The sequence below is a fragment of the Corynebacterium sp. HMSC08A12 genome, from assembly GCF_001807485.1.
Classification (GTDB): Bacteria; Actinomycetota; Actinomycetes; order Mycobacteriales; family Mycobacteriaceae; genus Corynebacterium; species Corynebacterium evansiae.
Genome location: NZ_KV789166.1, coordinates 15,797 through 37,684, shown reverse-complemented (window position 1 = coordinate 37,684; position 21,888 = coordinate 15,797). Strand labels below are relative to the sequence as shown.

Genomic DNA, 21,888 nt, shown 5'->3' with positions numbered 1-21,888 from the left:
GGACCCGCTGAACGTGGCTCGAGACTATTACGGAATCCTCGGTGTGGATCGCGACGCTACGGACGCCGAAATTAAGAAGGCGTACCGCCGCCTGGCGCGCAAGTACCACCCGGACGTCAACCCTTCCGAGGAGGCTGCGGAGAAGTTCCGCGAAGCCTCCCTGGCCCAGGAGGTGCTGACGGACCCGCAGAAGCGCCAGATCGTGGACGCTGGTGGCGACCCGGAGGAGCAGGGCTTCGGCCAGCCGGGAGCCGGTGGATTCGGAGGCTTCTCCGGCGGCGGCCTGGGCGACATCTTCGACGCATTCTTCGGCGGTGGCGGCGGGGCACGCGGCCCGCGCGAGTCCCGCGTGCGCCGCGGCAACGATGCGCTGGTGCACCTGGAGGCCACGCTGGAGGAGGTCTACGCGGGCATCGACCGCGAGATCACCGTGGAAACCGCCGTGCTGTGCGACGTGTGCGACGGCTCGGGCTCGGCCTCCAAGGCCGCGCCGGTGACCTGCCCGACCTGTCAGGGCGCGGGCGAAGTCATGGAGTTGCAGAATTCCATGCTGGGCCGCGTGCAGGTGCGCCGCGCCTGCCACCGCTGTGCGGGCACCGGCGAGGTTATCGAGGACCCGTGTGAGAACTGCGCGGGCGACGGGCGCGTGCGCGACCGCCAGACCCTCAAGGTTTCCATTCCCGCCGGCATTTCCGACGGCATGCGCCTGCGCATGAGCGGCAAGGGCGAGGTCGGCCCGGGCGGCGGCCCGGCTGGCGACCTGTACGTGGAGGTGCACACCACCGAGCACCCGTACTTCATCCGCGAGTCCGACGACCTGCACGTGAACCTGCAGGTGCCGGCGGTAGACGCGGCCCTGGGTACCTCCGTGGAGGTCAAGCTGCTGGACGATTCCATCGCCACCGTGGACATCGCGCCGGGCACCCAGCCGGATGCCACCATTCGCCTGTCCGAAAAGGGCATGCCGCACCTGCGCCGCGAGGGCCACGGTTCCCTGATCGCCCACGTGGAGGTCATGATCCCCACCGACCTCAACCACAAGCAGCGCGACCTGCTGGAGAAGCTGCGAGAGGCCAGCTCCCAGAACGCTGGCGTGGCCTCGAAGGACGAGTCCCACAGCGGCTTCTTCTCCCGCCTGCGCTCGAAGTTTGGCCGCTAACCCATGACGGATCCGGTGTTCATCCACCCCATCCCCGAGCCGGTTGCGGTCGGGGATCGTTTCCGCCTGACCGGCGCGGAGGCCAAGCATGCCTCCGTCAAGCGTCTTGAGGTGGGTGAGGGGTTGGTCATCACCGATGGCGCCACACGCGCGGTGCAAGGTTCTTTTCTTGGTGACGCCACCGTGGAGGTCGCCGACATTCTCGAGCTACCCACCCCGAACCCTCGGGTGACGGTGGTGCAGGCGATCCCAAAGTCCGATAGGGCGGAGCTGGCCGTGGATCTGGCGGTGCAGGCGGGCGCGGATCGGATTGTGCCGTGGGCCGCCCGCAGGGCTATCGCCAAGTGGGACGGCAAGGAGGCCAAGGCGCACGCGAAGTGGGAGAACGCCGCCCGCGCGGCCGCCAAGCAGTCCCGCCGCCTGCAGATCCCGGAGGTTACCCAGCTGGTGCGCAGCCCACAGGAGCTGGCGCGGGTGCTGGGGCTGGGGGAGGCCGGCACCGGTAACGACGCAAGCGCCGTGCATGTGCTGGTTTTGCACGAGGAGGCCACCGAGCCGCTGCCCGCGGTCGTCACTGCGGCAGTAGGCAGTGCCAGCGCCGCAGCCAGTGACGCGGCCAGTGACGCGGCCAGTGACGCGGGCGCCACCGAGATCGCCCTTGTCGTCGGCCCCGAGGGCGGCATCAGCCCGGAGGAACTCGCCGAATTCGAGCAGCTGGGAGCCACCCCGGTCCGCCTGGGGCCGGAAGTTCTGCGCACCGCCACCGCTGCAGCCGTGGCGCTGGGAGCCATCGGCGCTGTCACGGACCGTTGGCGGTAGGATCGATACACATGACGTCACCCAACTCCGCTAGGTCACCGCGCCCCCGCGTAGCCAGCTCTACCGTGGAGCTCGACCCGGAATCGGTTCTGGCCGTCGCCGGCCCGGCAGATGAGAACCTGCGGGTGCTGGAGTACGCCTTCGATGCGGACATCCTGACCCGCGGCAACCGCGTGACGATCCGCGGCGAGGCCTCTGAGGTCTCCCAGGCGCGCCGGGTGTTGCAGGAGATGATCAACCTGGTCAGCCGCGGCCATGCGGTGGATCCGGCCGCCACAAAGCGCGCGATCACCCTGGTGGAGGAGCAAGCCCCGGCGCTGGTTTCCAGCAGCGATTCCGCACCCATCGTCTCCTACCGTGGCAAGACGGTGCGCCCGAAGACGCCTGGCCAGCAGGAGTACGTGGAGGCCATCGACGAGGACGCGATCGTATTCGGCATCGGCCCGGCCGGTACGGGTAAGACGTATCTAGCGATGGCCAAGGCCGTGCAGGCCCTGCAGGCCAAGGACGTCAATCGCATCATCCTTACCCGCCCGGCAGTGGAGGCGGGGGAGAAGCTGGGCTTTCTGCCCGGCACGCTCAGCGACAAGATCGACCCCTACTTGCGCCCGCTGCACGATGCGCTGCGGGAGATGGTGGATCCGGAGACGATTCCCCGGCTGATGGATACCGGCGTGATCGAGGTCGCGCCCCTGGCCTACATGCGCGGCCGCACGCTTAATGATTCCTTCGTGGTGCTGGACGAGGCGCAGAACACCACCCCGGCGCAGATGAAGATGTTCCTCACCCGCCTGGGCTTTGGCTCCAAGATGGTGGTCACCGGCGACCTGAGCCAGGTGGATCTGCCGAACCGTCAGGAGTCCGGCCTGAAGGTTGCCCGTCAGGTTCTGCAGGGCGTGGATGGCGTGTCGATCATCAACTTGGATTCCGACGATGTGGTGCGCCACCGGCTGGTCTCCAAGATCGTGGAGGCCTATGGCACCTACGAGCTGGACAATGAAATTTAACGGAAATCTAGCGGAAATCTAGCGGCAAGCACGAACTACCAAAAGGCGAGCACCCAATGAGCATCGAAGTTTTTAACGAATCCGGCCGCGGCGAGGTCAACGAGGAAGAGCTGATCGACGTCGCCCGCTACGCCCTGTGGACCCTCGACGTCCACCCGGCCGCCGAACTATCTATCCACATTGTGGACCTGGAAACCATCGAGGACCTGCACGTTAGGTGGATGGATCTGCCCGGCCCTACCGATGTGATGAGCTTTCCTATGGACGAATTGACGCCAGGTTGGGGCCGCAAGGATGCGGCGGAGCCCTCCCCGGCGATGCTGGGTGACATCATGCTGTGCCCCGACTTTGCCGAAGGGCAGGCGACCCGTGCGGGCCACTCCCTGGCTCACGAGCTCGACCTACTGACCGTCCACGGGGTGCTGCACCTGCTGGGCTTCGACCACGTCACCCCGGAGGACGAGCAGAAGATGTTCGCCCTGCAGAATGAGATCCTGGCGAACTGGTACGACTCCCAGGAGGAGCGCGGCGTGATCTTCGCCCCGAAGCCAACCGGCGCCGGGGCCTTCCCCAGCGCCGCGGACCGCGACGATACCCAGGACTAGAACCCACCCAAACCCAGGAAGACCTAGAAGCTTCGAAAGATGACGATCGACATCCCCTTATCCATCCCGTTCGCGATCCTTGCACTCTTCCTCGGAGGTGTGCTGTCGCTGGTGGAAACGGCAGTGTCCTCGCTCTCCGCGGCGCGGGTGGAGAACCTGGTAAAGGAGGATCGCCCGGGCGCGGCCCGGCTGGAGCGGGTGCTCGAGGGGCGGGCTGGCCACATTAACCTGTTGGTGCTGCTCCGCACCATCTGCGAGGTCTCCGGCGCGGTGCTGGCCGCCGCCGCGTGTGTGGAGCTGATGGGCTCGCGCGGCTGGGCTTTCGCCACCGCCATCGTGATCGTCACGCTGCTGACGTTCATCCTGATCGGCGTGCTCTCCCGCACGCTCGGCCGGCAGAACCCGTACACCATTAGCCTGGCGACCGCCCCGATCCTGCTGGGCCTATCCAAGCTACTGGGCCCCATCGCCAAGCTGCTGGTCGGCGCGGGTAACGTGCTGACCCCCGGCCGGGGTTTCCGCAACGGCCCCTTTGCCTCCGAAATCGAGCTGCGCGAGATGGTGGACATCGCCTCCGAACGCGGCGTGGTGGAGATGGACGAGCGCCGGATGATCCAATCCGTATTCGACCTTGCCAACACCTCGGCGCGCTCCGTGATGGTGCCGCGGCCAGAGATGGTGTGGATTGAGGCCGACAAGACCGCCGGCCAGGCCACCAGCCTGTGTGTGCGCACCGGTCTTTCCCGCCTGCCCGTGGTGGGCGATGACGTGGACGACATTGTGGGCGTCATTTACCTCAAAGACCTCATCGCAGAGACCTATCACATGACCGACGGCGGCAGCTCCATCCGCGTGCGCGACTGCATGCGGCCTGCCGTGTTCGTGCCGGACTCGAAGAAGCTGGACGACCTGCTGGAGGACATGCAGCGCGACCAGATCCACATCGCCATGCTCATCGACGAATACGGTGCCGTGGCGGGGTTGATCTCTATTGAGGACATCCTGGAGGAGATCGTCGGCGAGATCACCGACGAATACGATACGTCGGAGCAAGCGCCGATCGAGCCGCTGGAGGACGGCAGCTACCGGGTGCAGGCGCGCCTGTCGCTGGAGGAACTCGAGGAGCTTTTCGAGGACGTAGAGTTCAGCGAGGCGCAGCACGAGGAAGTGGATACCGTCTACGGCCTTGGAGCCTTCGAGCTGGGCAGGGTGCCGATCCCGGGGGCGGAGATTTCCACCGCCGGTCTGCATGTCCGTTACGAGGGCGGGCGCGACCGCCGTGGGCGCGTGAAGATCCGTACCGCCGTGGTGACCCGCGAGCAGCAGCCTGAAGGCACTGGTGATGCCAGCCGCGATGGTGAGGCGGCGGAACAAGATAAAGCCGCTGGCGATAAAGAACAGCAATAAGGGATACTTGATGACCATGAACGATCCTTATATCCCCGAAGACCCCTTCGACCCGGGCGCGGGAATGCCCGAAGGGGCGGGCGTGGCGCCCGAAGAGATGGAAGTGCCGGAGGAATACCGCGCTCCGGAGGGCTTCCGCTCCGGGTTCGTCAGCTTCGTCGGCCGCCCCAACACCGGCAAGTCCACCCTGACGAACGCGCTGGTGGGGGAGAAGATCGCCATCACCGCCGACCAGCCGGAAACCACGCGCCACCCCATCCGCGGCATCGTGCACCGCGAGGACGCGCAGATCATCCTGGTGGACACTCCCGGACTGCACCGGCCCCGCACGCTGCTCGGCGAGCGGCTAAACGAGGTGGTGAAGGAAACGTACTCGGATGTGGACGTCATCGCCATGTGCGTGCCCGCGGACGAGAAGATCGGCCCGGGGGATCGCTGGATTGTGGACGCCGTGCGTTCCGTCGCCCCGAAGACTCCGCTGATCGGTGTGGTGACGAAGCTGGACAAGGTCTCCAAGGACCAGGTCGGCGCGCAACTGCTGGCGCTACACGAACTGCTGGATGGGGCGGACGTGGTGCCGGTTTCCTCCACCAAGCAAGTGCAGCTGGACGTGCTGCTGGACGTGCTACGCGACCAGCTTCCGGAGGGGCCGAAGTTCTACCCGGACGACCACGTGACCGACGACGACCGCGATACCCGCATGGCCGAGCTGATCCGCGAAGCCGCGCTGGAAGGACTGCACGACGAGCTGCCGCACTCCGTGGCCGTGCAGATCGAGGAGGTTGTGCCGAACCCGCAGCGCGAGGGCGTGTTGGACGTGCACGCGGTGATCTACGTGGAGCGCGAAGGCCAGAAGGCGATCCTGCGGGGCAAGGACGGTCGGCGCCTGTCGCGCATCGTCCACCGCTCGCGGCTGGAGATCGTGAAGATGCTGGACCAGAACATCTATCTGGACGTGCACATTAAGGTGGCGAAGAACTGGCAGTCGGACCCGAAGCAGCTGGGACGGATGGGGTTCTAGCGGCTTGGTCTTGACCTGGGGCTGAACTGGGTTTGACCATTTTTTTAGTTCTGAGCCGGTGCGCGGAAGCGAAGTGCGATAGTTTGGTCTAGACCTTGATCTTGAAATTTCGTGGCGCATGGCGCGCCCCTAACCAGGCGCATGGATTGCGCCGCTAGGAAGGGCTACTAGTGACAACTCCGTCTAACCCCTACGGTTCCGATGATTCCGGCAAGCACTCGGCAGACGGTGCTGGCGACAATGGCGCTGGCTACGGCGCTGGCGATAACGGCGGCCTGAACAACGGTTCCGGACAGGACCAGACGCAGGACTACTCCCAGGGCTTCGGCCAGTACGGCCAGGACCAGCAGGGTCAGTACGGCCAGGACCAGCAGGGTCAGTACGGTTCCTACGGCCAGGATCAGTTCGGCCAGCAGGACCAGTACTCCCAGCCGAGCTCCTACGGCCAGCCGGGTCAGTACGACACGAACCAGTTCGACCAGAACCAGTTCGGCCAGCAGGAGCCTTGGGGCCAGCAGAACCAGCCGCAGGGTGCGGCCGGTTTCCAGGCTTACCCGAACCAGCAGATGGCGAACACGACGGGCACCGACAACGACGGTTTCTTCGCTGCCCTGTTCGACTTCAGCTTTAACCGCTACGTCACCCCGTCGGTGGTGAAGGTGCTGTACATCCTGCTGATGATCGTCGTCGGCCTCGTCGTACTGCTGGCGATCATCGGCCTGCTTGCGGCGATGGCGCAGGACGCTTCCGCAATCATCCTGGCGCTCATCGGCATCCCGCTGGTGCTCCTCGGTGCCGCGGCGTGGCTGGCGGTCTACCGCGTTGGTCTGGAGGTCGCTGTGTCCATCATCCGCACCGCGCAGTCGGTGCAGTCCATCGACGAGCGACAGGCGCGTAACTCGACCAACGGGAGCTAGCCGATGGGAAACGAATCTTTTCTTTCCGGGCTCTTCGACGTTAACTTTGAGAAGTACACGACCCGTTCTTTCCTGCGAGTGCTTTACATCCTCGCCACGATCGTGATCGGTCTGTACCTGCTGTTCTCTTTGATCGGAACCTGGACCAATAGTTCCTTCCTCGAGTTCTCTGCCTATGGGTCCTACTCCGATCAAGGCCAGGCCTATGCGAAGGTGGATTTGAGCGGCGGGGATTCCGTTGGAGGCAAGCTGATTTCCTCCGTGGTTTCGATCTTCCAGTCGATCGTTAACCTGGCGGTCGTCCGTATTGTCCTGGAGGTCTTCGCGGCGCTGACCAGTACTTCCGCCGCGTGGGCTCGCATCAAGCAGCGGGGTATGTCCGCCTAGCTTGTCTAAGCCCGATCACTTTGCAGCAAGCGCTATACTGGCTGCCTATGAGTAGAAGGTCTCGTCCCAGCTTCCGGGACGAGGCCTTTGTGCTTCGCACCTACAAACTGGGCGAGGCCGACCTGATCCTCGTCCTGCTCACCAAGGATAATGGCCTGATCCGTGCCGTAGCCAAGGGCATCCGCAAAACCCGCTCCCGTTTCGGTGCCCGTCTGGACCGTTTTTCCCGCGTTGACGTGCAGATTTATCCTGGCCGTTCACTGGCCAACGTCACCGACGCCGCCACCGTCGCCACCTACGCCTCGCCGATCGTCGCGGATGTCGATCGCTTCTACGCTGGCGCGGCGATGCTGGAGATGGCCCAGGTCTTTGCCGCCGAGCCTTCGTCGGCGCACTCGATCTTTTTTCTTTTGGACGCCGCGCTCCAGCAACTAACCACCTCAGCCCTCCCTCCGGTCAGCGTGGCCGACGAGTTCGTGCTGCATGGCCTGGAAGTCGCCGGCTGGGAGCCCAGCCTGGTCGACTGCGCGCAGTGCGGCAAGCGCGGCCCCCACCGGGCGTTCCACCCGGGGGCCGGTGGTGCGGTGTGCGTGACGTGCAGGCCTCCGGGCGCGTTCACGCCGCCGTCGGCGGCGGTACACGCCCTGTGGCTGCTGAAGAAGGGGCGTCACGAACAAGCAGCCCAAGTACTCCGCGACCAGCAGGGGCAAGACATCGCGGCACAATCGCACCGCCTGCTACTGGCACACGTGCGACAGCAGCTCGAGGTAGGCTGCCCGGCTTACGCGGCGCTATAGGGGCAGTGGTGCGGGTGTGGCAATATGGTACGGGTGAGTAGCACTGAATATCCGCACGTGGACCGTTCCGAGATTCCGCCGGAGCTCCGTCCGAAGCACATCGCGCTAGTGATGGACGGCAACGGGCGCTGGGCTGAGGAGCGCGGCATGGTCCGCACCGAGGGGCACCGCCGGGGCGAGGCTGTGCTGATGTCCTTGGTGGAGGAGTGCATCGAGCTGGGCGTGGATTACCTTTCGGCCTATGCGTTCTCCACCGAGAACTGGCGCCGGTCAGCCGACGAGGTGCGTTTTCTGATGGGCTTCAACCGCGACGTGCTGCGCCGCCAGCGCGACTACCTGAACAGCCTGGGGGTGCGGATCCGCTGGGTGGGGCGCCGCCCGCGTCTGTGGCGCACCGTGATTGCGGAGCTGGAGCAGGCCGAGGAGCTGACGAAGAACAACACGACCATGACCTTGGGCATGTGCGTGAATTACGGTGGCCGGGCGGAGATCGCGGACGCGGCGCGCTGGATCGCCGAGGATGTGAAGGCCGGTCGGCTGAAGCCCCGGCAGGTGAACGAGAAGACGTTCGCCCGCTACCTGGACGAACCGGACATGCCGGACGTGGATCTGTTCCTGCGGCCGTCGGGCGAGATGCGAACCTCGAACTTCCTGCCGTGGCAGTCCACCTACGCGGAGATGGTGTACCAGGATGTGCTGTTCCCGGATTACACGCCGAACCACCTGCGGGCGGCAGTGCTGGAGTTTGCGAAGCGCGATAGGCGCTTTGGAGGTGTGAAGTGAGCGACGTGACCGGTGCAAACGGGGCGGATGCCGCCGAGCAGGTCGAGCAGCCGCAGCCGACGAAGCGCCAGATCGCCCGCTGGCAGCAGTACCTGGCCAACGAGCGTGCCGAGGGTGCCGTCTACCGCGAGCTGGCGCGTAAGAAGACCGGCGAGGAGCGCGCCATCCTCCTGGGGCTTGCAGAAGCAGAGGCGCGCCACGAGGCCTATTGGAAGAACCGCCTCGGTGAATACGTGGGTCTGCCGCGCAAGGCCAGCCTGGATACCCGCATGAAGGCGTGGATGGCGCGACGCTTCGGATCGGTGTTCGTGCTGGCTCTGATGCAATCCTCGGAGCAGCGCAACGAGTACATTTCGGATGCGGACGCCGACGACCAGCTTGCGGCGGACGAGACGATTCACGCCGAGGTTGTCCGTGGCCTGGCCGCGCGCGGGCGCGCCCGCATGTCGGGCGATTTCCGCGCTGCTATCTTCGGCGCGAATGATGGCCTGGTTTCGAACCTGGCGCTGGTACTGGGCATGGTCGGCACGGGTGGATCTTCCCACCTGGTGCTGGTCACCGGTATCGCTGGCCTGCTGGCTGGCGCGCTGTCGATGGCTGCTGGCGAGTATGTGTCCGTGACCTCGCAGAAGGAGCTGCTGGGTGCGAATGCCCCGGATCCGAACGCTAGCCGCTCGCTGCCGAACCTGGACGTGAACCAGAACGAGCTGGCGCTGGTGTACCGCGCCCGTGGCATGAGCGAGCAGGAGGCCGCCGACCGCGCCCGCCGCGTTTTCGATTCGATCATCGAGACGAACCAGCCGGTAGGGGAGCAGGCCTTCGATGCAGAGAAGGTTGGCACTGTGTCCGCGCAGGGCGCCGGGGAGAGCATGGCGGAGCACGCGGCTCCCAAACACGAGGATGGCGGCTCCGGCTTGTCCGCTGCGGTCTCCAGTTTCTTCTGCTTCGCGGTTGGCGCTTTGATCCCGGTGCTGCCGTATATCTTCGGCCTGTCGGGCTCCACCGCGGCGATTGTCGCCTGCGTGATGGTGGGCCTGGCCTTGATGTTTACCGGCTCTGTGGTGGGCTTGCTGTCTGGCGTGGAGCCGGGCCGACGCGCTTTGCGTCAATTGCTTATCGGTTTCGGCGCTGCCGGGGCGACCTACCTGCTCGGCTCGCTGTTTAACGTCTAGTTAGCTGGCGGACTTCTTCTGGCAGTCCCCGCACAGGCCGAAGATCTCGGCGGTGTGGCCGGACTTTTTGTAGCCGAACTTCTTGGCGGTCTCCGCGGCCCAGTCCTCGACGGGGCCGCCGTCGATCTCCACGGTCCGGCGGCAGGAGGTGCACACCAGGTGATGATGGTGGTCGTCGGTGGCGCAGGCGCGGTAGAGGGTCTCGCCGGAATCGTCGTAGAGCGTATCGATCGCGCCGGCTTCCGCCATCTGCTGCAGCGTGCGGTACACGGTGGTCAGGCCGACCTTGTGGCCTTGGGCTACGAGCTTCTGGTGGATGTCCTGGGCACTGCAGAACGTGGTGAGGCCTTCCAATAGCTCCGCCACAGCGCGTCGTTGGCGGGTGTTGCGCTGGCCGATCTTGGGAAGTTTGTTGGTAGCTGGGGTGCTCACGGTGAGCTCGCTCCTTGTGCTCTAAAAGTGCTCTAAATGTGTGTTGCGTGGCAAATCAATGCTCTATTTGCGGCAGGTAACCTGCGGTAACTACCCACAATAGGGATCTTGCTGGTAATTTTCAATAAGCTTTCGATAAGTCCTTCTAAGGCAGCTCCAGTGCGGCACGATAGCGGTGTGTGGTCGCCGCGTGCGCGGTGCAGTGGCCACCAGAACTTGAGCCCGCACGCAACAGCGGCGAGCCGGAAAAATATGCCCAAATAATGTGCTCCGGACGCTTGACTTTCTAGAAACCCCCGGGCTAGATTTAAGGCAGTTCCCTTGGGAGCGTGCGTAATCCCCCCCCTTCGCAGCTTCCAGCTAAAGGGAACAGGCCCCATTCTCTTTATGAGGAAAGCGTGGCCGGAACCCGCGGTATTTACCCCCCCCTAACCGCGGGTTCTTTTTTATCTTCACCCATTTTTATGACGCCCCTTCGGCCGGCTGCAGCGGTGGTTGCGCCGAAATGCAGCGACACATTCGGCGCTCCCACCCCGACCGTTGGCTTTCGCCTTGAACGGGTTAGAATGTTGGGCACAATAGCTGGAAAGCGAAACCTGCATTTCTTGCACGAACACCTCGACCAAGGAGACACGCCAACCATGGCAAGCACCATTGATTCCGTCGTCAACCTAGCCAAGCGCAGGGGGCTGGTGTATCCCTGCGGCGAGATCTACGGTGGCACCCGCTCTGCCTGGGATTACGGTCCGCTGGGCGTCGAGCTGAAGGAGAACATCAAGCGCCAGTGGTGGCGCCACATGGTTACTTCCCGCCGCGACGTCGTCGGCCTGGATTCCTCCGTGATCCTGCCGAAGCGCGTCTGGGAGGTCTCCGGCCACGTCGAGGTATTCACCGACCCGCTGGTTGAGTCCCTGCACACCCACAAGCGCTACCGCGCGGACCACCTGCTGGAGGCTTACGAGGAGAAGCACGGCCACCCGCCGGCAAACGGCCTGGCCGACATCAACGATCCGGAGACCGGCCAGCCGGGCGCCTGGACCGAGCCGAAGGCCTTCTCTGGTCTGCTGAAGACCTTCCTGGGCCCGGTGGATGACAAGGAGGGCCTGCACTACCTACGCCCGGAGACCGCGCAGGGTATCTTCACGAACTTCAAGAACGTGATGACCACCTCCCGCCAGAAGCCGCCGTTCGGCATCGCGCAGGTTGGTAAGTCCTTCCGCAACGAGATCACCCCGGGTAACTTCATCTTCCGTACCCGCGAGTTCGAGCAGATGGAGATGGAGTTCTTCGTCAAGCCGGGCGAGGACGAAGAGTGGCACCAGTACTGGATCGATGATCGCCACCAGTGGTACATCGACCTGGGTATTAACCCCGATAACCTGCGCCTTTACGAGCACCCGCAGGAGAAGCTGTCCCACTACTCCAAGCGCACTGTGGACGTGGAGTATGCTTTCCACTTCAACGGCTCCAAGTGGGGCGAGCTCGAGGGCGTGGCCAACCGCACCGACTACGACCTGCGCGTTCACTCCGAGGGCTCGGGCGAGGACCTCAGCTACTACGACCAGGCTGCGGACGAGCGTTGGATCCCGTACACCATCGAGCCCGCCGCCGGTCTTGGCCGTGCGATGATGGCCTTCCTTGTTGACGCCTACACGGAAGAAGAAGTACCGAATGCGAAGGGTGGCACGGACACCCGCACGGTGCTGAAGCTGGACCGTCGTCTGTCTCCGGTCAAGATCGCAGTTCTGCCTCTGTCCAAGAAGGAGACGCTGACGCCGACCGCGGAGAAGATCGCCGACCAGCTGCGCGGCTTCTGGAACGTGGACTACGACACCTCCGGTGCTATCGGCCGCCGATACCGTCGCCAGGACGAGATCGGCACGCCTTTCTGTGTGACCGTCGACTTCGACACCCTCGAGGACAATGCCGTGACCGTCCGCGAGCGCGACACTATGGAGCAGGAGCGCATCAAGATCGAGGATCTGCAGAGCTACTTCGCTGAACGACTGGCGGGCTGCTAAGCATGTCGAGTGACATTCGCTGGGGCCTGCCGAGTGACGGACACACGTTCCCCATCTACGAAGGTCCCAGCAATGACCTCGTGAAGGTGGCGGAGTTCGCCGACGAGCGCGGCGTCACCAATATCCGCTTCGGTGGCGACACGTGGCAGTTGCACGGCCCCGACGACAGTGCCGCCAGCGACGGCGAAAGCACTGCGTCGGCGACGACCCAGACGGGCACCTGGACGGTGACCGGCAACGGCAAGAGCTTCGGCAAGTCGGACCGCTACGAGGTGCAGGCCGACCGGCACCACGTGACGATCATCGCGGAGACGAAGAAGAACTTCGTGCTGGACATCGACGGCGAGAAGGTGGGGCAGTTCACCAGCGAGAACCGTGGCCTGCGGAACCTGCACGTGGAGTTCGAGGGTGCGGGGGAGAAGCTGCCGATCGACGTGCGCGTGTTCATTTCCTGGGCGGCGCGGCTGTGCATGGAGACGCGGATGATCAGCTCTTCGTGGGCGATCACCATCGCGCTTTTGCTGTGCATCCCGATCGTGGTGCTCTACTGGATTGGGTTCATCTAAAACGCCGGATTGGGGTTGGCGGGGAGCTGGGTTTGGTTTGGCTAAAACTGCATGTCGAGGGTTTGCCCAAACTAAATAGGTAGCAAGATTTCAACCCCCATTAACCTTCTGTTCACCATTAAATCCCGTGTTTTTTACCTCCATCGGAGAAGGTGTTTCTGTCTGACATCTTGACGTTTTGGAGGAATCTTGTCGACGACAACCGAAACGGCCGCGCCATCGTCGGCCACGGGCATCACCCCTGTGCCCGAAAACGAGAATAATACCTGGTGGCACCTGTTCTTCGGTGGCCTCATGGCCATCACCCTGGTGACCTTCAGCCTGTGGGCGCACGACTACGTCGGCGACGATGCCAGCTTGATCGTGCTGCTGACCACCATCATCTTCGCCGTGTTCATGGCGTTCAATATCGGTGGTAATGACGTCGCGAACTCCTTCGGTACCTCCGTGGGTGCGGGCACGCTGAGCATGAAGCAAGCCCTGGTTGTGGCCGCCATCTTCGAAGTTTCCGGAGCTGTACTGGCTGGTGGCGAGGTTACGGATACGGTCCGTTCCGGCATTGTTGACCTGGGCGCTATCGACAACCTCGAGCCGATGAACTTCGCCTACATCATGATGGCCTCGCTGCTGGGTGCGGCTGTGTGGCTGCTGGTGGCGACCCGCATGGGTTGGCCAGTGTCTACCACGCACTCCATCGTGGGCGGTATCGTGGGTGCGGCTCTGACCGTCGGTTTCGTCACCGGCACTGGTGGCTGGTCCATGGTCCAGTGGGGTGCCGTTGGCAAGATTGCTATCTCTTGGGTTCTGTCTCCTGCCTTGGGCGGAATAGTTGCCTACCTTCTGTATGGCGCGATTAAGCGTGGCATCTTGGTCTACAACGAGCTGGCAGATCAGCGCCTCGAAGAGATCAAGAAGGAAAAGAAGGAGCTGAACATTCAGCACAAGATCGCCTTCGGTCAGCTCAGCGAGGAAGAGCAGCTGGCGCTGACCGATGCGATGATCCGCGACTCGACCACGATGCGCGAGCACGGCTATACCGAGGAGGACCTGGAGTCCGACTACTACAAGAAGCTGCACCGCATCAACAAGTCTGTCGACGAGGTTGAGGCGCACCACGCCCTGGATACCTGGGTGCCGCTGCTGGCCGCAGGTGGTTCCATCATCATTTCCGCGATGCTGCTGTTCAAGGGCCTGAAGAACATGAACCTGGAGCTGTCCAGCCTGGGCAACTTCCTGATCATGGGCATGGTGGCAGCTGTTGTCTGGATGGCTGTGTACATCTTCTCCCGTACCTTGAAGAAGCAGGCTCTGAACCGTTCGACCTTCCTGCTGTTCAGCTGGATGCAGGTGTTCACCGCGTCTGCTTTCGCATTCAGCCACGGCTCCAACGACATCGCTAACGCGCTTGGACCGTTCGTTGCAGTGCTGGACGTTCTGAAGACCAACACCATCTCTGAGGAATCTGGCGTGGCGCTGCCCGTGATGGTTGCGATGGGTGTTGCTCTGATCGCCGGCCTGTGGTTCATTGGCCGCTTCGTTATCCGCACCGTTGGCTCCGGTCTGACCAAGATGCACCCGGCTTCTGGCTTCGCTGCAGAGCTGTCCGCAGCTGCCGTGGTTATGGGCGCATCCGTGCTGGGTCTGCCGGTTTCCTCCACTCACATTCTGATCGGTGCAGTTCTGGGCGTTGGCCTGGTTAACAAGGACGCCAACTGGGGCCTGATGAAGCCCATCGCCCTGGCTTGGGTTATCACCCTCCCGGCTGCCGCCATCATCGCAGGCGGTACGGTCTCCGTGCTGCGCGTGATCTTCTAAAGCAAACTGCTTGCCGCTGGCTTAGCCCGGCTGGCTGGCCCGGCTGAAGTTGCTGGCCCGGCTGGGTCCGGCTGGCTGGCCCGGCCCGACTGGCTGGCGCGTTACTGCAGGCCCGGATGGCTGACCCGGCATTGCTGATTCAAGGCGCTCGCCCTTCGGGGCGGGCGCTTTTTGCTGCCCGGAGAACGTGGGGCCAGAATTTTGGGGGCGCCAGAATGTGGAACGCCTAAACGTGGGGGCGCCTGCTCGAGTCGACCCGAGGTTTAGGTCTTCTGTCCTGGTGGATCTGAAGGGCCTCGCTAGGCGTAAATGTCGTTAAAGTGGGAATCTGTAAAATTGAATCCCGCTTATGATTTTTCAGCAACTCGCTGACCTGCGGTTTTACACATTTGGAAATGAGTGCCGGTAACGAATTCCCACTTTAACGACATTTAACGCAATCCGAGGGCACAAAAGCCCTGGCTGGAAGCTGGAGGAGCCCCAGCCAGCCGACCGGCCCGGCCCTGGCAGGAAGCTGGGGCTAACTAGAAGCTAGAGGAGACTCGGCTAGAAGCTGGAGGAGCCGCTGCCGCCGAAGCCCCCGCCTCCGCCGCCAAAACCGCCGCCCCCGAAGCCGCCGCCAAATCCTCCGCCGAAGCCGCCGTTGCCGCTTAGCAGCGAGCCCAGCACCATGCCCGTCACAAAGTTGCCGCTGCCGCCACTTCCGCCGAACCCGCCGTAGCCGCTGTTGCGACGGTTGAAGTCGTCGATATCCTTGCGAGCCTGCGAAGTGGCCTGCTGCGCCAGCTGGCTAGCCCGCTGGGCCGCCCGCAGCGCCCGCTTCGGATCTTCCGTCCGCAGCTGCGCTGCCTCATCCAAAGCAGCCCGCGCCGCCTGCGCCGCCGTGCGCGTATCCACGCCGATGATCCGCCGGCGGTTCCTGATCAGGTCCTCCACGGCCTCCAACCGCTGGGCGGCATCCATGGCCGTCCGGTCCACCATGTCCACGGTCCGGGCAAAGTCGCTGGCCTTGCCGCGCGCCTCGTCCAGCTGAATGTCCAGCACACCGTCGGCTTCCAGTAGCTGGGAGTAGCTACCCAGCGGATCCGAAGAACCTTCCTCCCGTGCCTTCTTCAGCGCCTCGCGGGCCTGCTCCACGGCCTTGTGCAAAGCCGCACGGTCCAGGTCTGCGCCGGACTTTTCCAGCTGCCCGGCCTCTGTAATTTCCTCTTCCACCTCGGTGATCAGCGCGGGCAGGTTGGACTGCGCCGACCGCAGGTGCTCCTCCGCACGCTCCACGGCCAGCAGCTGCGAATCTGCCTGCTGCAGTGCCATGCGCGCGGCCCCCAGCGCGTCGATCAGCCCGCCTTGCTGCCCGGCCGGCTTGTCCAGCAGCCCGCGCGCGGAGTCCAGGGCCTTCTCAGCTTCCGCCAGCTCGTCCTCGGCCACGTCCGGGTTATGGCGCACGGATTCCAGCAGCGCCGGGTCCACGCGCGTGATGGCATCGCTGAGGATCTCCCGCGCATTCGGAATGCGATTGTGCAGGCTGATGCTGGTCTGGCGGAGCTTCTCCACCAGCTGGGGCGCATCCATCAGCTTCTGGCGCAGTTCGGCAAAGCGCGCGGCCTGCCCGTCCAGGTTGTCGTCTGCCTGCCCGCAGGTAGACACGATCTCGATCAGCAGGTCGCGCTGCTCCGGCTCAGTCGTCACCAGCCCGGAGCGCAGCCGCTCGTTCATGCTGTATGCCTTGTTCAACGTCGAGCGGCTGTGTTGCAGCGCCTTAGCAAGGTCACGGGTGCGCTCTTCACCGAACTCTCCGCGCGCAACGGCCAGCTCCTCGTCGCCCTTGCGGATGGATTCGTCGGTACTGTGCAGCTCCTCGTCCGCCAGTTCGCGCAGCACCTCGGTGGGCTGCTTGTACAGGTCGTCGATGTTGCCCGGGTCGATCTCGCGGGCTGTCTCCAGCTGCTGCGCGTGAGTCTTCTTACGGTTGCGGCGGGACCACACAACCGCACCGGCGCCCGCGCCGACCACTCCGACGGCACCGGCGCCCATCCACACCTTCGACGCGGTGGAGGTCTTGCCCGCCAGCTTGTCCGCCGCGGCCTGCGCGCCCCCGGCCCAGTCGTCGTCGGCGAAGTGGTCCCGCGCCGCGTCGTGCAGCTTCTCTGCCTCGCTCGTCTTTACCTTGTCCCCGGCGGCGTAGCCGATCTGCCGCGTTTCGGTGGCCACTGCCAGCACAATTACGTTGTCGGTGCCGTCCTGGTCCCGTAGCTGCTCGGCCATTGCATTGATGCTGTCTGCCGCAGTCGGGACGAAGACGATGTAGAGCTTCTTGCCGGATTCTTTGGTTGCTTCCTTTAATGACGCCGTAATGTCCGCTTTTTCCTGTTCAGACAGCACCCCGGACTCGTCAACGAGCTGGGATGTCAGCTGCACCTCGCTGGTGGCGGTAGCGGCTGGGGCCGAGGGGGCGTCAATAAGAAAAGAGCCAAATCCGAGTACGGCGCCGGCGGCTAGGATTGCCAGGAAGCGAGTGGTGGAAAAAGTCGGTTTCATACAGCCCACCTTAACGAAAAATACAGGGGAAACCGCGTATGGTTTTGCGCATGGCTAATGCACGGCGTCCGGTGAAGCGCGTGGTGAAGTATGTCTTCATCACGCTGTTGACCATCTTCTTGGTGGCGGCGGGTGTGTTCGGTGTGACGGCTTTCCAGGTGTGGCACTTTGCGCGGTCGGACGACAGGCGACCGGCGGACACGATCTTTGTGCTGGGGGCAGCGCAGTATGCGGGCAATCCCACGAACTGGTTTGCCTCGCGGCTGAATCACGCAGCGGAGCTGTACAAGCAGGGTGTGGCGCCGACAATCGTCACCGTTGGCGGCAAGGCGGAGGGCGACCTGTACACCGAGGCGGCCGCGGGCAAGAACTACCTGGTGGAGAACTTCGACATTCCGGAATCGGCGGTAGTGCCGGTGGAGGAAGGTGCGGATACGCTGAAGTCAGCCGAGGCGTTCGCGCAGGTGGCGAGCGAAAATGGTTGGCGGACTTCCGTGGTGGTGACGGATCCTGCGCACTCGCTGCGCGCTACTCGGATGGTGCGTGACCAGGGGCTGGAAGCGTGGTCGAGCCCCACGCGCCAGGGGCCGTCGGTGTTTACCCGAAAGTCGCAGGCCAACTCGATCCTGCACGAGACATTGGGCATGCTGTACTACGAGGTAGTAGAGAAACGCCGGTAGTTGAGTGCCGGTAGAAGTGGAAAGAGGACATGCGTTACCCCTATAGCGATCACGACCAGCAGCGGCGGCTGCCGGACCGGCCGAAGACCCTGGGGCTGCCCGGGGCGGTGGTGGACGGGCGCGATAGCTTCGACCGTGACCGGGCGCGCGTACTGCACTCTGCGGCGCTGCGGCGACTGGCGGATAAGACGCAGGTCGTGGGGCCGGGGTCGGGGGATACTCCGCGTACCCGCCTGACGCACTCGCTGGAGGTCGCGCAGATCGCTCGCGGGATCGGCAAGACGTTGGGCGCGGACCCGGATCTGACGGAGCTGGCGGGGCTGAGCCACGACATTGGCCACCCGCCGTATGGGCACAATGGCGAGCGTGCGCTGGATGAGGCCGCCGCCGACTGCGGAGGCTTCGAGGGCAACGCGCAGACGCTGCGCATTCTCGCCCGGCTGGAGCCGAAGGTGCTGGGGGACGGCAGTGAAGGCGCATCTGGCGCTGGCGCTGGGGCTGCTAGCGCGGCAGGCATAGCAGGCGCCGCGCCCGTCTCCTACGGCCTGAACCTCACCCGCGCCAGCCTGGACGCCGCCTGCAAGTACCCGTGGGGGCCGGTCGACGAGCACGGCAACAAGCGCGCCAAGTACTCCGCCTACGCCGAGGACGTGGAGACCCTCGAGTGGATCCGCGAGGGCGCGCCGGAAGGGCGCAAGTGCCTGGAGGCGCAGATCATGGACTGGTCCGACGACGTCGCGTACTCGGTGCACGACGTGGAGGACGGCATCCTTTCCGGGCGCATCGACTTCGGCGTGCTGTGGGATCTGGTCGAGCTAGCCGCGCTGGCGGAGAAGGGCGCCCGCGTGTTCGGCGGCACCCCGGAGGAGCTGCTGGAGGCTGCCGACCGCCTGCGTGCCATGACCTTGATCTCCCGGGCGGCGGATTTCCGCGGATCGATGCAGGACCTCGCCGCGCTAAAGGCCATGACCTCGGAGCTGGTTTCCCGCTTCGTCACCGCCGCCGTCACGGGCACCCGCCAGCAGTTCGGCGAAGGGACGCCGGAGCAGTCCCCGGTAAAGGCACTCGGCCGCTACGCCGCCGACCTGGTGATCCCCGAGCCCGTGCAGGCTGAGGTCACTCTACTGAAGTCCGTCGCGGTCCTGTACGTCATGGACGAGGCCCAGCATCTGGCCAACCAGCAGCGCCAGCGCGAGCGCATCTTTCGCGTCACGGACTACCTGTGGCGCGGTGGCTCGGGTGCGCTGGACCCAATGTTTTCTTCGTGGTTTGACGCCGCCGCCTCCGACCGCGAGGCACGCCGCGTAGTCATCGACCAGGTGGCTTCGCTGACGGAATCCCGGTTGGAGCGGCTGGACAAGCGCGCCAGCGGAATCAGCGCCGCCTGGGCCTAGGCGCCAGCGGGCCGGCGCGAGCTAGCGCGAGCGCCGCTAGTCCTCCGCGTCCGGGATGGAACAGAAGCTCTCGAAGTGGTCGGACGTGTAGTACCACACATCCGGGTCGGTCTCAGTGCCGCCGCCGACGACGATGCGGCGCTCACCCCGGTGGTTAAGCCCCGGGGTCTTCACGGTGTATTCGCGGTAGTAGTCGCCCTTCTCCTTCGGCAGCAGGCCTTCGTAGTTGCCGAAGTGCTTGCCGTCGGCCTCCCCGTCATCCGGCGGGGCGCCCTGCAAAATGTCGTCTATCTGCTTCTTGGCCTCCGGTGGGAGGGTGTCAACGGCGCAGGTGTCGGCGTCATTGCTAGAAACACCAGAAGCCTGCCCGCCGTTTCCGTCAGCTCCATCGTCGCCTTGCAGGCCGAACCAACCGGCTGCGACGACTGCCGCGCCGACGATCGGCGTGGCGTACTTTGCCCACTTCTTCGGCACTAGGCCCTGCGAGGGGCTCTGCGAGCGGCCCTGCGAACTTCCCTGAGACATAGGGAAGAGTCTAGAGCACGCGCAGTGGCAGGCGGAGGGCGGCCGGGGCGTCGTCCGGAACGATCGGGTTGTTCGGCTGCACTGGGTTAATGCGGCGGTAGCCCTCGGACTGCGGCGGGCGCGGGTCGGCCTCGCCCTTGTTCGGCCACATGGCGGCAGCACGCTCGGCATTCGCGGTGATGGACAGGGAGGGGTTCACGCCCGGGTTCGCGGTGATGGCGGAACCGTCGGTGATGAACAAGCTCGGGTAGCCCCATGCGCGGTGGTAAGGGTCCACCACGCCGTGCTCGGGCGAGGAGCCGATAACGCAGCCGCCCAGGAAATGCGCGGTCAGCGGGATGTTGAAGACCTCCGACCACACGCCACCTGCGATTCCCTTCGGCAGAAATTTCGCCAGGATGCGGGTGGCCGTGTTGCCTTCGGGGATCCAGGAGGGGTTTGGCTCGCCGGTACCCTGCTCGGAGCTCAGCATGTTGAACGGGCCGACCTTGCGGAGGAAGGTGCGCAGCGAGTTATCGCGGGTCTGCATCACCAGGTTGATGACGGTGCGCTGCGACCACTTGCTCAGGTTCACCAGGCGCGGGATGGCCTTGTACTGCAGGAAGACCTGCTTGATGAACTCCAGGAAACGGGGCTGCAGCTTATCGCCGTCTGTCATGAGGGTCTGCAGCAGGCCCATCGCGTTGGAGCCCTTGCCGTAGCGCACCGGCTCGATGTGCGTATCCGGGGCGGGGAAGTAGGAGGAGGTGATGGCCACGCCCTCGGAGAAATCCATGTCGGGGGAGTAGTCCGAACGGTTCGCGCCCAGCAGCGCCTCGGAGTTCGTGCGGGTAAGGTGCCCCAGCTTGTCTGACAGCTTCGGCAGGTTGCCGTTGGCCTTCTGGCGGTGCAGCAGGTTCTGGGTGCCCCAGGTGCCTGCGGCGACGACGAGGTTATCGGCGGTGAAGCTGCTGGTCTGCGGGTTGCGTTTGGTGATCGGTCCAGTCTGTTGCGCCTGTACCGTCCAGGTGGTGCCGTCGAAGGTGATGTCGGTGACGGTGGTGCGGTCGTGTACCTTCGCCCCGCCCTTCTCAGCCAGGTACAGGTAGTTCTTCAGCAGGGTGTTCTTCGCGCCGTGGCGGCAGCCGGTCATGCACTCGCCGCACTCGTGGCAGGCGGTGCGGTCGGGGCCAACACCACCGAAGTATGGATCCTTCACAGTTTCACACGGCTTACCTTCCAGCCCGACCTTTTCTCCGAAGAACACTCCGACGGGCGCCATGCGGAACGTGTCGCCCACGCCCATCTCCTCGGCAACCTTCTTGGAGTACACGTCGGCGGGGGTCATGGTGGGGTTCTCCACCACGCCGAGCATCTTCTGCGCCTGCTGGTAGTAGGGGGTCAGCTCGTCCTCCCAGTCGGTAATGGTGTTCCACTGCTTGTCGTTGAAGTATGCCTCGCCGGGCTGGTAAAGCGTGTTCGCGTAGTTCAGCGAGCCGCCGCCCACGCCCGCGCCAGCGAGGATCATCACGTCCTTGAGCAGGTGGATGCGTTGGATGCCATACAGGCCGATCTGCGGCATCCACAGGAAGTCCTTGAGGTGCCAGGAGTTCTTGGCGAACTCTTCGTCCTTGAAACGGCGGCCGGCTTCGAGGATGCCGACCTTGTAACCCTTCTCCACCAGGCGCAGGGCGGTGGTGGAGCCGCCGAAGCCAGAGCCGATGATCAGCACGTCGTAGTGGGTGGAGGAGTTGCCGGTGGCCTGCGATTCAGCCTGCGGGGCGGCTTGCGAATTAGCCTGCGAGTCAGTCATGGGAGTGGTCCTTCGTGTTATTGCAGTGTGACGTAGATCCTATTTTGAACA

The 21,888-nt window shown here is 64.3% G+C and carries 20 protein-coding genes; 16 read left to right on the top strand and 4 right to left on the bottom strand.

The window, feature by feature from the left end; all coding sequences use genetic code 11:
- The first annotated feature begins 13 nt into the window (after positions 1 to 13).
- The 11 genes from dnaJ to HMPREF3166_RS01185 all read left to right on the top strand — a co-directional run bounded on the left by dnaJ (position 14) and on the right by HMPREF3166_RS01185 (position 10,074).
- Positions 14 to 1,159, top strand: coding sequence for a molecular chaperone DnaJ (gene dnaJ, locus HMPREF3166_RS01235; RefSeq protein ID WP_011273245.1), 1,146 nt, complete (start codon positions 14 to 16; stop codon positions 1,157 to 1,159).
- Between the two features lie 3 nt (positions 1,160 to 1,162).
- Entirely contained in the window at positions 1,163 to 1,978 is an 816-nt protein-coding gene (locus HMPREF3166_RS01230; protein ID WP_070487312.1) for a 16S rRNA (uracil(1498)-N(3))-methyltransferase, read from the top strand.
- Positions 1,979 to 1,989: 11 nt separating this feature from the next.
- The gene (locus HMPREF3166_RS01225; protein WP_049050213.1) at positions 1,990 to 2,985 is read left to right on the top strand and encodes a PhoH family protein; all 996 of its coding nucleotides are present in this window, start codon (positions 1,990 to 1,992) and stop codon (positions 2,983 to 2,985) included.
- A gap of 56 nt (positions 2,986 to 3,041) precedes the next feature.
- The gene (gene ybeY, locus HMPREF3166_RS01220; protein WP_070487311.1) at positions 3,042 to 3,590 is read left to right on the top strand and encodes an rRNA maturation RNase YbeY; all 549 of its coding nucleotides are present in this window, start codon (positions 3,042 to 3,044) and stop codon (positions 3,588 to 3,590) included.
- Positions 3,591 to 3,629: 39 nt separating this feature from the next.
- Positions 3,630 to 4,997: a hemolysin family protein gene (locus HMPREF3166_RS01215; protein WP_070487310.1), complete on the top strand. Its 1,368-nt coding sequence runs from the start codon at positions 3,630 to 3,632 to the stop codon at positions 4,995 to 4,997.
- Between the two features lie 64 nt (positions 4,998 to 5,061).
- Entirely contained in the window at positions 5,062 to 6,018 is a 957-nt protein-coding gene (gene era / locus HMPREF3166_RS01210) for a GTPase Era (RefSeq protein WP_173362254.1), read from the top strand.
- Between the two features lie 170 nt (positions 6,019 to 6,188).
- Entirely contained in the window at positions 6,189 to 6,935 is a 747-nt protein-coding gene (locus tag HMPREF3166_RS01205) for a DUF4282 domain-containing protein (protein WP_070487309.1), read from the top strand.
- A gap of 3 nt (positions 6,936 to 6,938) precedes the next feature.
- Positions 6,939 to 7,322 carry a DUF4282 domain-containing protein gene (locus HMPREF3166_RS01200; protein ID WP_070487308.1) on the top strand — a complete coding sequence of 128 codons (384 nt, stop codon included), beginning with the start codon at positions 6,939 to 6,941 and terminating at the stop codon, positions 7,320 to 7,322.
- A 47-nt stretch (positions 7,323 to 7,369) separates the two neighbouring features.
- The gene (gene recO / locus HMPREF3166_RS01195; protein WP_034985321.1) at positions 7,370 to 8,119 is read left to right on the top strand and encodes a DNA repair protein RecO; all 750 of its coding nucleotides are present in this window, start codon (positions 7,370 to 7,372) and stop codon (positions 8,117 to 8,119) included.
- A 24-nt stretch (positions 8,120 to 8,143) separates the two neighbouring features.
- A complete protein-coding gene (locus HMPREF3166_RS01190; RefSeq protein ID WP_070487307.1) occupies positions 8,144 to 8,902 on the top strand; it encodes an isoprenyl transferase in 759 nt (252 codons plus the stop codon).
- Positions 8,899 to 10,074 (top strand): VIT1/CCC1 transporter family protein, encoded by a 1,176-nt coding sequence (locus HMPREF3166_RS01185; RefSeq protein WP_070487306.1) that lies wholly within the window; start codon positions 8,899 to 8,901, stop codon positions 10,072 to 10,074. The genes HMPREF3166_RS01190 and HMPREF3166_RS01185 overlap by 4 nt, the downstream gene beginning before the upstream one ends.
- Here HMPREF3166_RS01185 and HMPREF3166_RS01180 read toward each other — a convergent pair whose 3' ends face one another.
- Entirely contained in the window at positions 10,075 to 10,506 is a 432-nt protein-coding gene (locus HMPREF3166_RS01180) for a Fur family transcriptional regulator (protein ID WP_049050209.1), read from the bottom strand.
- A gap of 641 nt (positions 10,507 to 11,147) precedes the next feature.
- On the opposite strand from HMPREF3166_RS01180, the gene HMPREF3166_RS01175 reads away from it, so the two are divergent.
- The 3 genes from HMPREF3166_RS01175 (at position 11,148) to HMPREF3166_RS01165 (ending at position 14,908) form a co-directional block, all read left to right on the top strand.
- A complete protein-coding gene (locus HMPREF3166_RS01175; protein WP_034985313.1) occupies positions 11,148 to 12,527 on the top strand; it encodes a glycine--tRNA ligase in 1,380 nt (459 codons plus the stop codon).
- Between the two features lie 2 nt (positions 12,528 to 12,529).
- Positions 12,530 to 13,093 (top strand): hypothetical protein, encoded by a 564-nt coding sequence (locus tag HMPREF3166_RS01170; protein WP_049049062.1) that lies wholly within the window; start codon positions 12,530 to 12,532, stop codon positions 13,091 to 13,093.
- 189 nt (positions 13,094 to 13,282) lie between these two features.
- Positions 13,283 to 14,908: an inorganic phosphate transporter gene (locus tag HMPREF3166_RS01165; RefSeq protein ID WP_083293781.1), complete on the top strand. Its 1,626-nt coding sequence runs from the start codon at positions 13,283 to 13,285 to the stop codon at positions 14,906 to 14,908.
- Positions 14,909 to 15,454: 546 nt separating this feature from the next.
- On the opposite strand, the gene HMPREF3166_RS10405 is transcribed toward HMPREF3166_RS01165, so the two are convergent.
- Positions 15,455 to 17,446 carry a TPM domain-containing protein gene (locus HMPREF3166_RS10405; protein ID WP_070487305.1) on the bottom strand — a complete coding sequence of 664 codons (1,992 nt, stop codon included), beginning with the start codon at positions 17,444 to 17,446 and terminating at the stop codon, positions 15,455 to 15,457.
- A 50-nt stretch (positions 17,447 to 17,496) separates the two neighbouring features.
- On the opposite strand from HMPREF3166_RS10405, the gene HMPREF3166_RS01155 reads away from it, so the two are divergent.
- Together HMPREF3166_RS01155 and HMPREF3166_RS01150 are read left to right on the top strand one after the other, a co-directional pair.
- Positions 17,497 to 18,126 (top strand): YdcF family protein, encoded by a 630-nt coding sequence (locus tag HMPREF3166_RS01155; protein ID WP_371327250.1) that lies wholly within the window; start codon positions 17,497 to 17,499, stop codon positions 18,124 to 18,126.
- A gap of 29 nt (positions 18,127 to 18,155) precedes the next feature.
- The gene (locus HMPREF3166_RS01150; RefSeq protein WP_070487303.1) at positions 18,156 to 19,520 is read left to right on the top strand and encodes a deoxyguanosinetriphosphate triphosphohydrolase; all 1,365 of its coding nucleotides are present in this window, start codon (positions 18,156 to 18,158) and stop codon (positions 19,518 to 19,520) included.
- Positions 19,521 to 19,556: 36 nt separating this feature from the next.
- Here the strand turns inward: HMPREF3166_RS01150 and HMPREF3166_RS01145 are convergent, their stop codons facing one another.
- Complete coding sequence (locus HMPREF3166_RS01145; protein ID WP_051901694.1) at positions 19,557 to 20,045, bottom strand: guanyl-specific ribonuclease; 489 nt, start codon at positions 20,043 to 20,045, stop codon at positions 19,557 to 19,559.
- A gap of 10 nt (positions 20,046 to 20,055) precedes the next feature.
- Complete coding sequence (locus HMPREF3166_RS01140) at positions 20,056 to 21,837, bottom strand: GMC oxidoreductase (RefSeq protein ID WP_246816887.1); 1,782 nt, start codon at positions 21,835 to 21,837, stop codon at positions 20,056 to 20,058.
- Between the last annotated feature and the right edge of the window lie 51 nt (positions 21,838 to 21,888).

Coding starts and splice junctions, on each gene's coding strand:
- HMPREF3166_RS10405 (WP_070487305.1), bottom strand. CDS start 17,446: ATGAAACCGACTTTTTCCACCACTCGCTTCCTGGCAATCCTAGCCGCC.
- HMPREF3166_RS01190 (WP_070487307.1), top strand. CDS start 8,144: ATGGTACGGGTGAGTAGCACTGAATATCCGCACGTGGACCGTTCCGAG.
- HMPREF3166_RS01150 (WP_070487303.1), top strand. CDS start 18,156: ATGCGTTACCCCTATAGCGATCACGACCAGCAGCGGCGGCTGCCGGAC.
- HMPREF3166_RS01170 (WP_049049062.1), top strand. CDS start 12,530: ATGTCGAGTGACATTCGCTGGGGCCTGCCGAGTGACGGACACACGTTC.
- HMPREF3166_RS01225 (WP_049050213.1), top strand. CDS start 1,990: ATGACGTCACCCAACTCCGCTAGGTCACCGCGCCCCCGCGTAGCCAGC.
- HMPREF3166_RS01200 (WP_070487308.1), top strand. CDS start 6,939: ATGGGAAACGAATCTTTTCTTTCCGGGCTCTTCGACGTTAACTTTGAG.
- HMPREF3166_RS01155 (WP_371327250.1), top strand. CDS start 17,497: ATGGCTAATGCACGGCGTCCGGTGAAGCGCGTGGTGAAGTATGTCTTC.
- recO (WP_034985321.1), top strand. CDS start 7,370: ATGAGTAGAAGGTCTCGTCCCAGCTTCCGGGACGAGGCCTTTGTGCTT.
- era (WP_173362254.1), top strand. CDS start 5,062: ATGCCCGAAGGGGCGGGCGTGGCGCCCGAAGAGATGGAAGTGCCGGAG.
- HMPREF3166_RS01215 (WP_070487310.1), top strand. CDS start 3,630: ATGACGATCGACATCCCCTTATCCATCCCGTTCGCGATCCTTGCACTC.
- HMPREF3166_RS01175 (WP_034985313.1), top strand. CDS start 11,148: ATGGCAAGCACCATTGATTCCGTCGTCAACCTAGCCAAGCGCAGGGGG.
- HMPREF3166_RS01145 (WP_051901694.1), bottom strand. CDS start 20,045: ATGTCTCAGGGAAGTTCGCAGGGCCGCTCGCAGAGCCCCTCGCAGGGC.
- ybeY (WP_070487311.1), top strand. CDS start 3,042: ATGAGCATCGAAGTTTTTAACGAATCCGGCCGCGGCGAGGTCAACGAG.
- HMPREF3166_RS01230 (WP_070487312.1), top strand. CDS start 1,163: ATGACGGATCCGGTGTTCATCCACCCCATCCCCGAGCCGGTTGCGGTC.
- HMPREF3166_RS01140 (WP_246816887.1), bottom strand. CDS start 21,837: ATGACTGACTCGCAGGCTAATTCGCAAGCCGCCCCGCAGGCTGAATCG.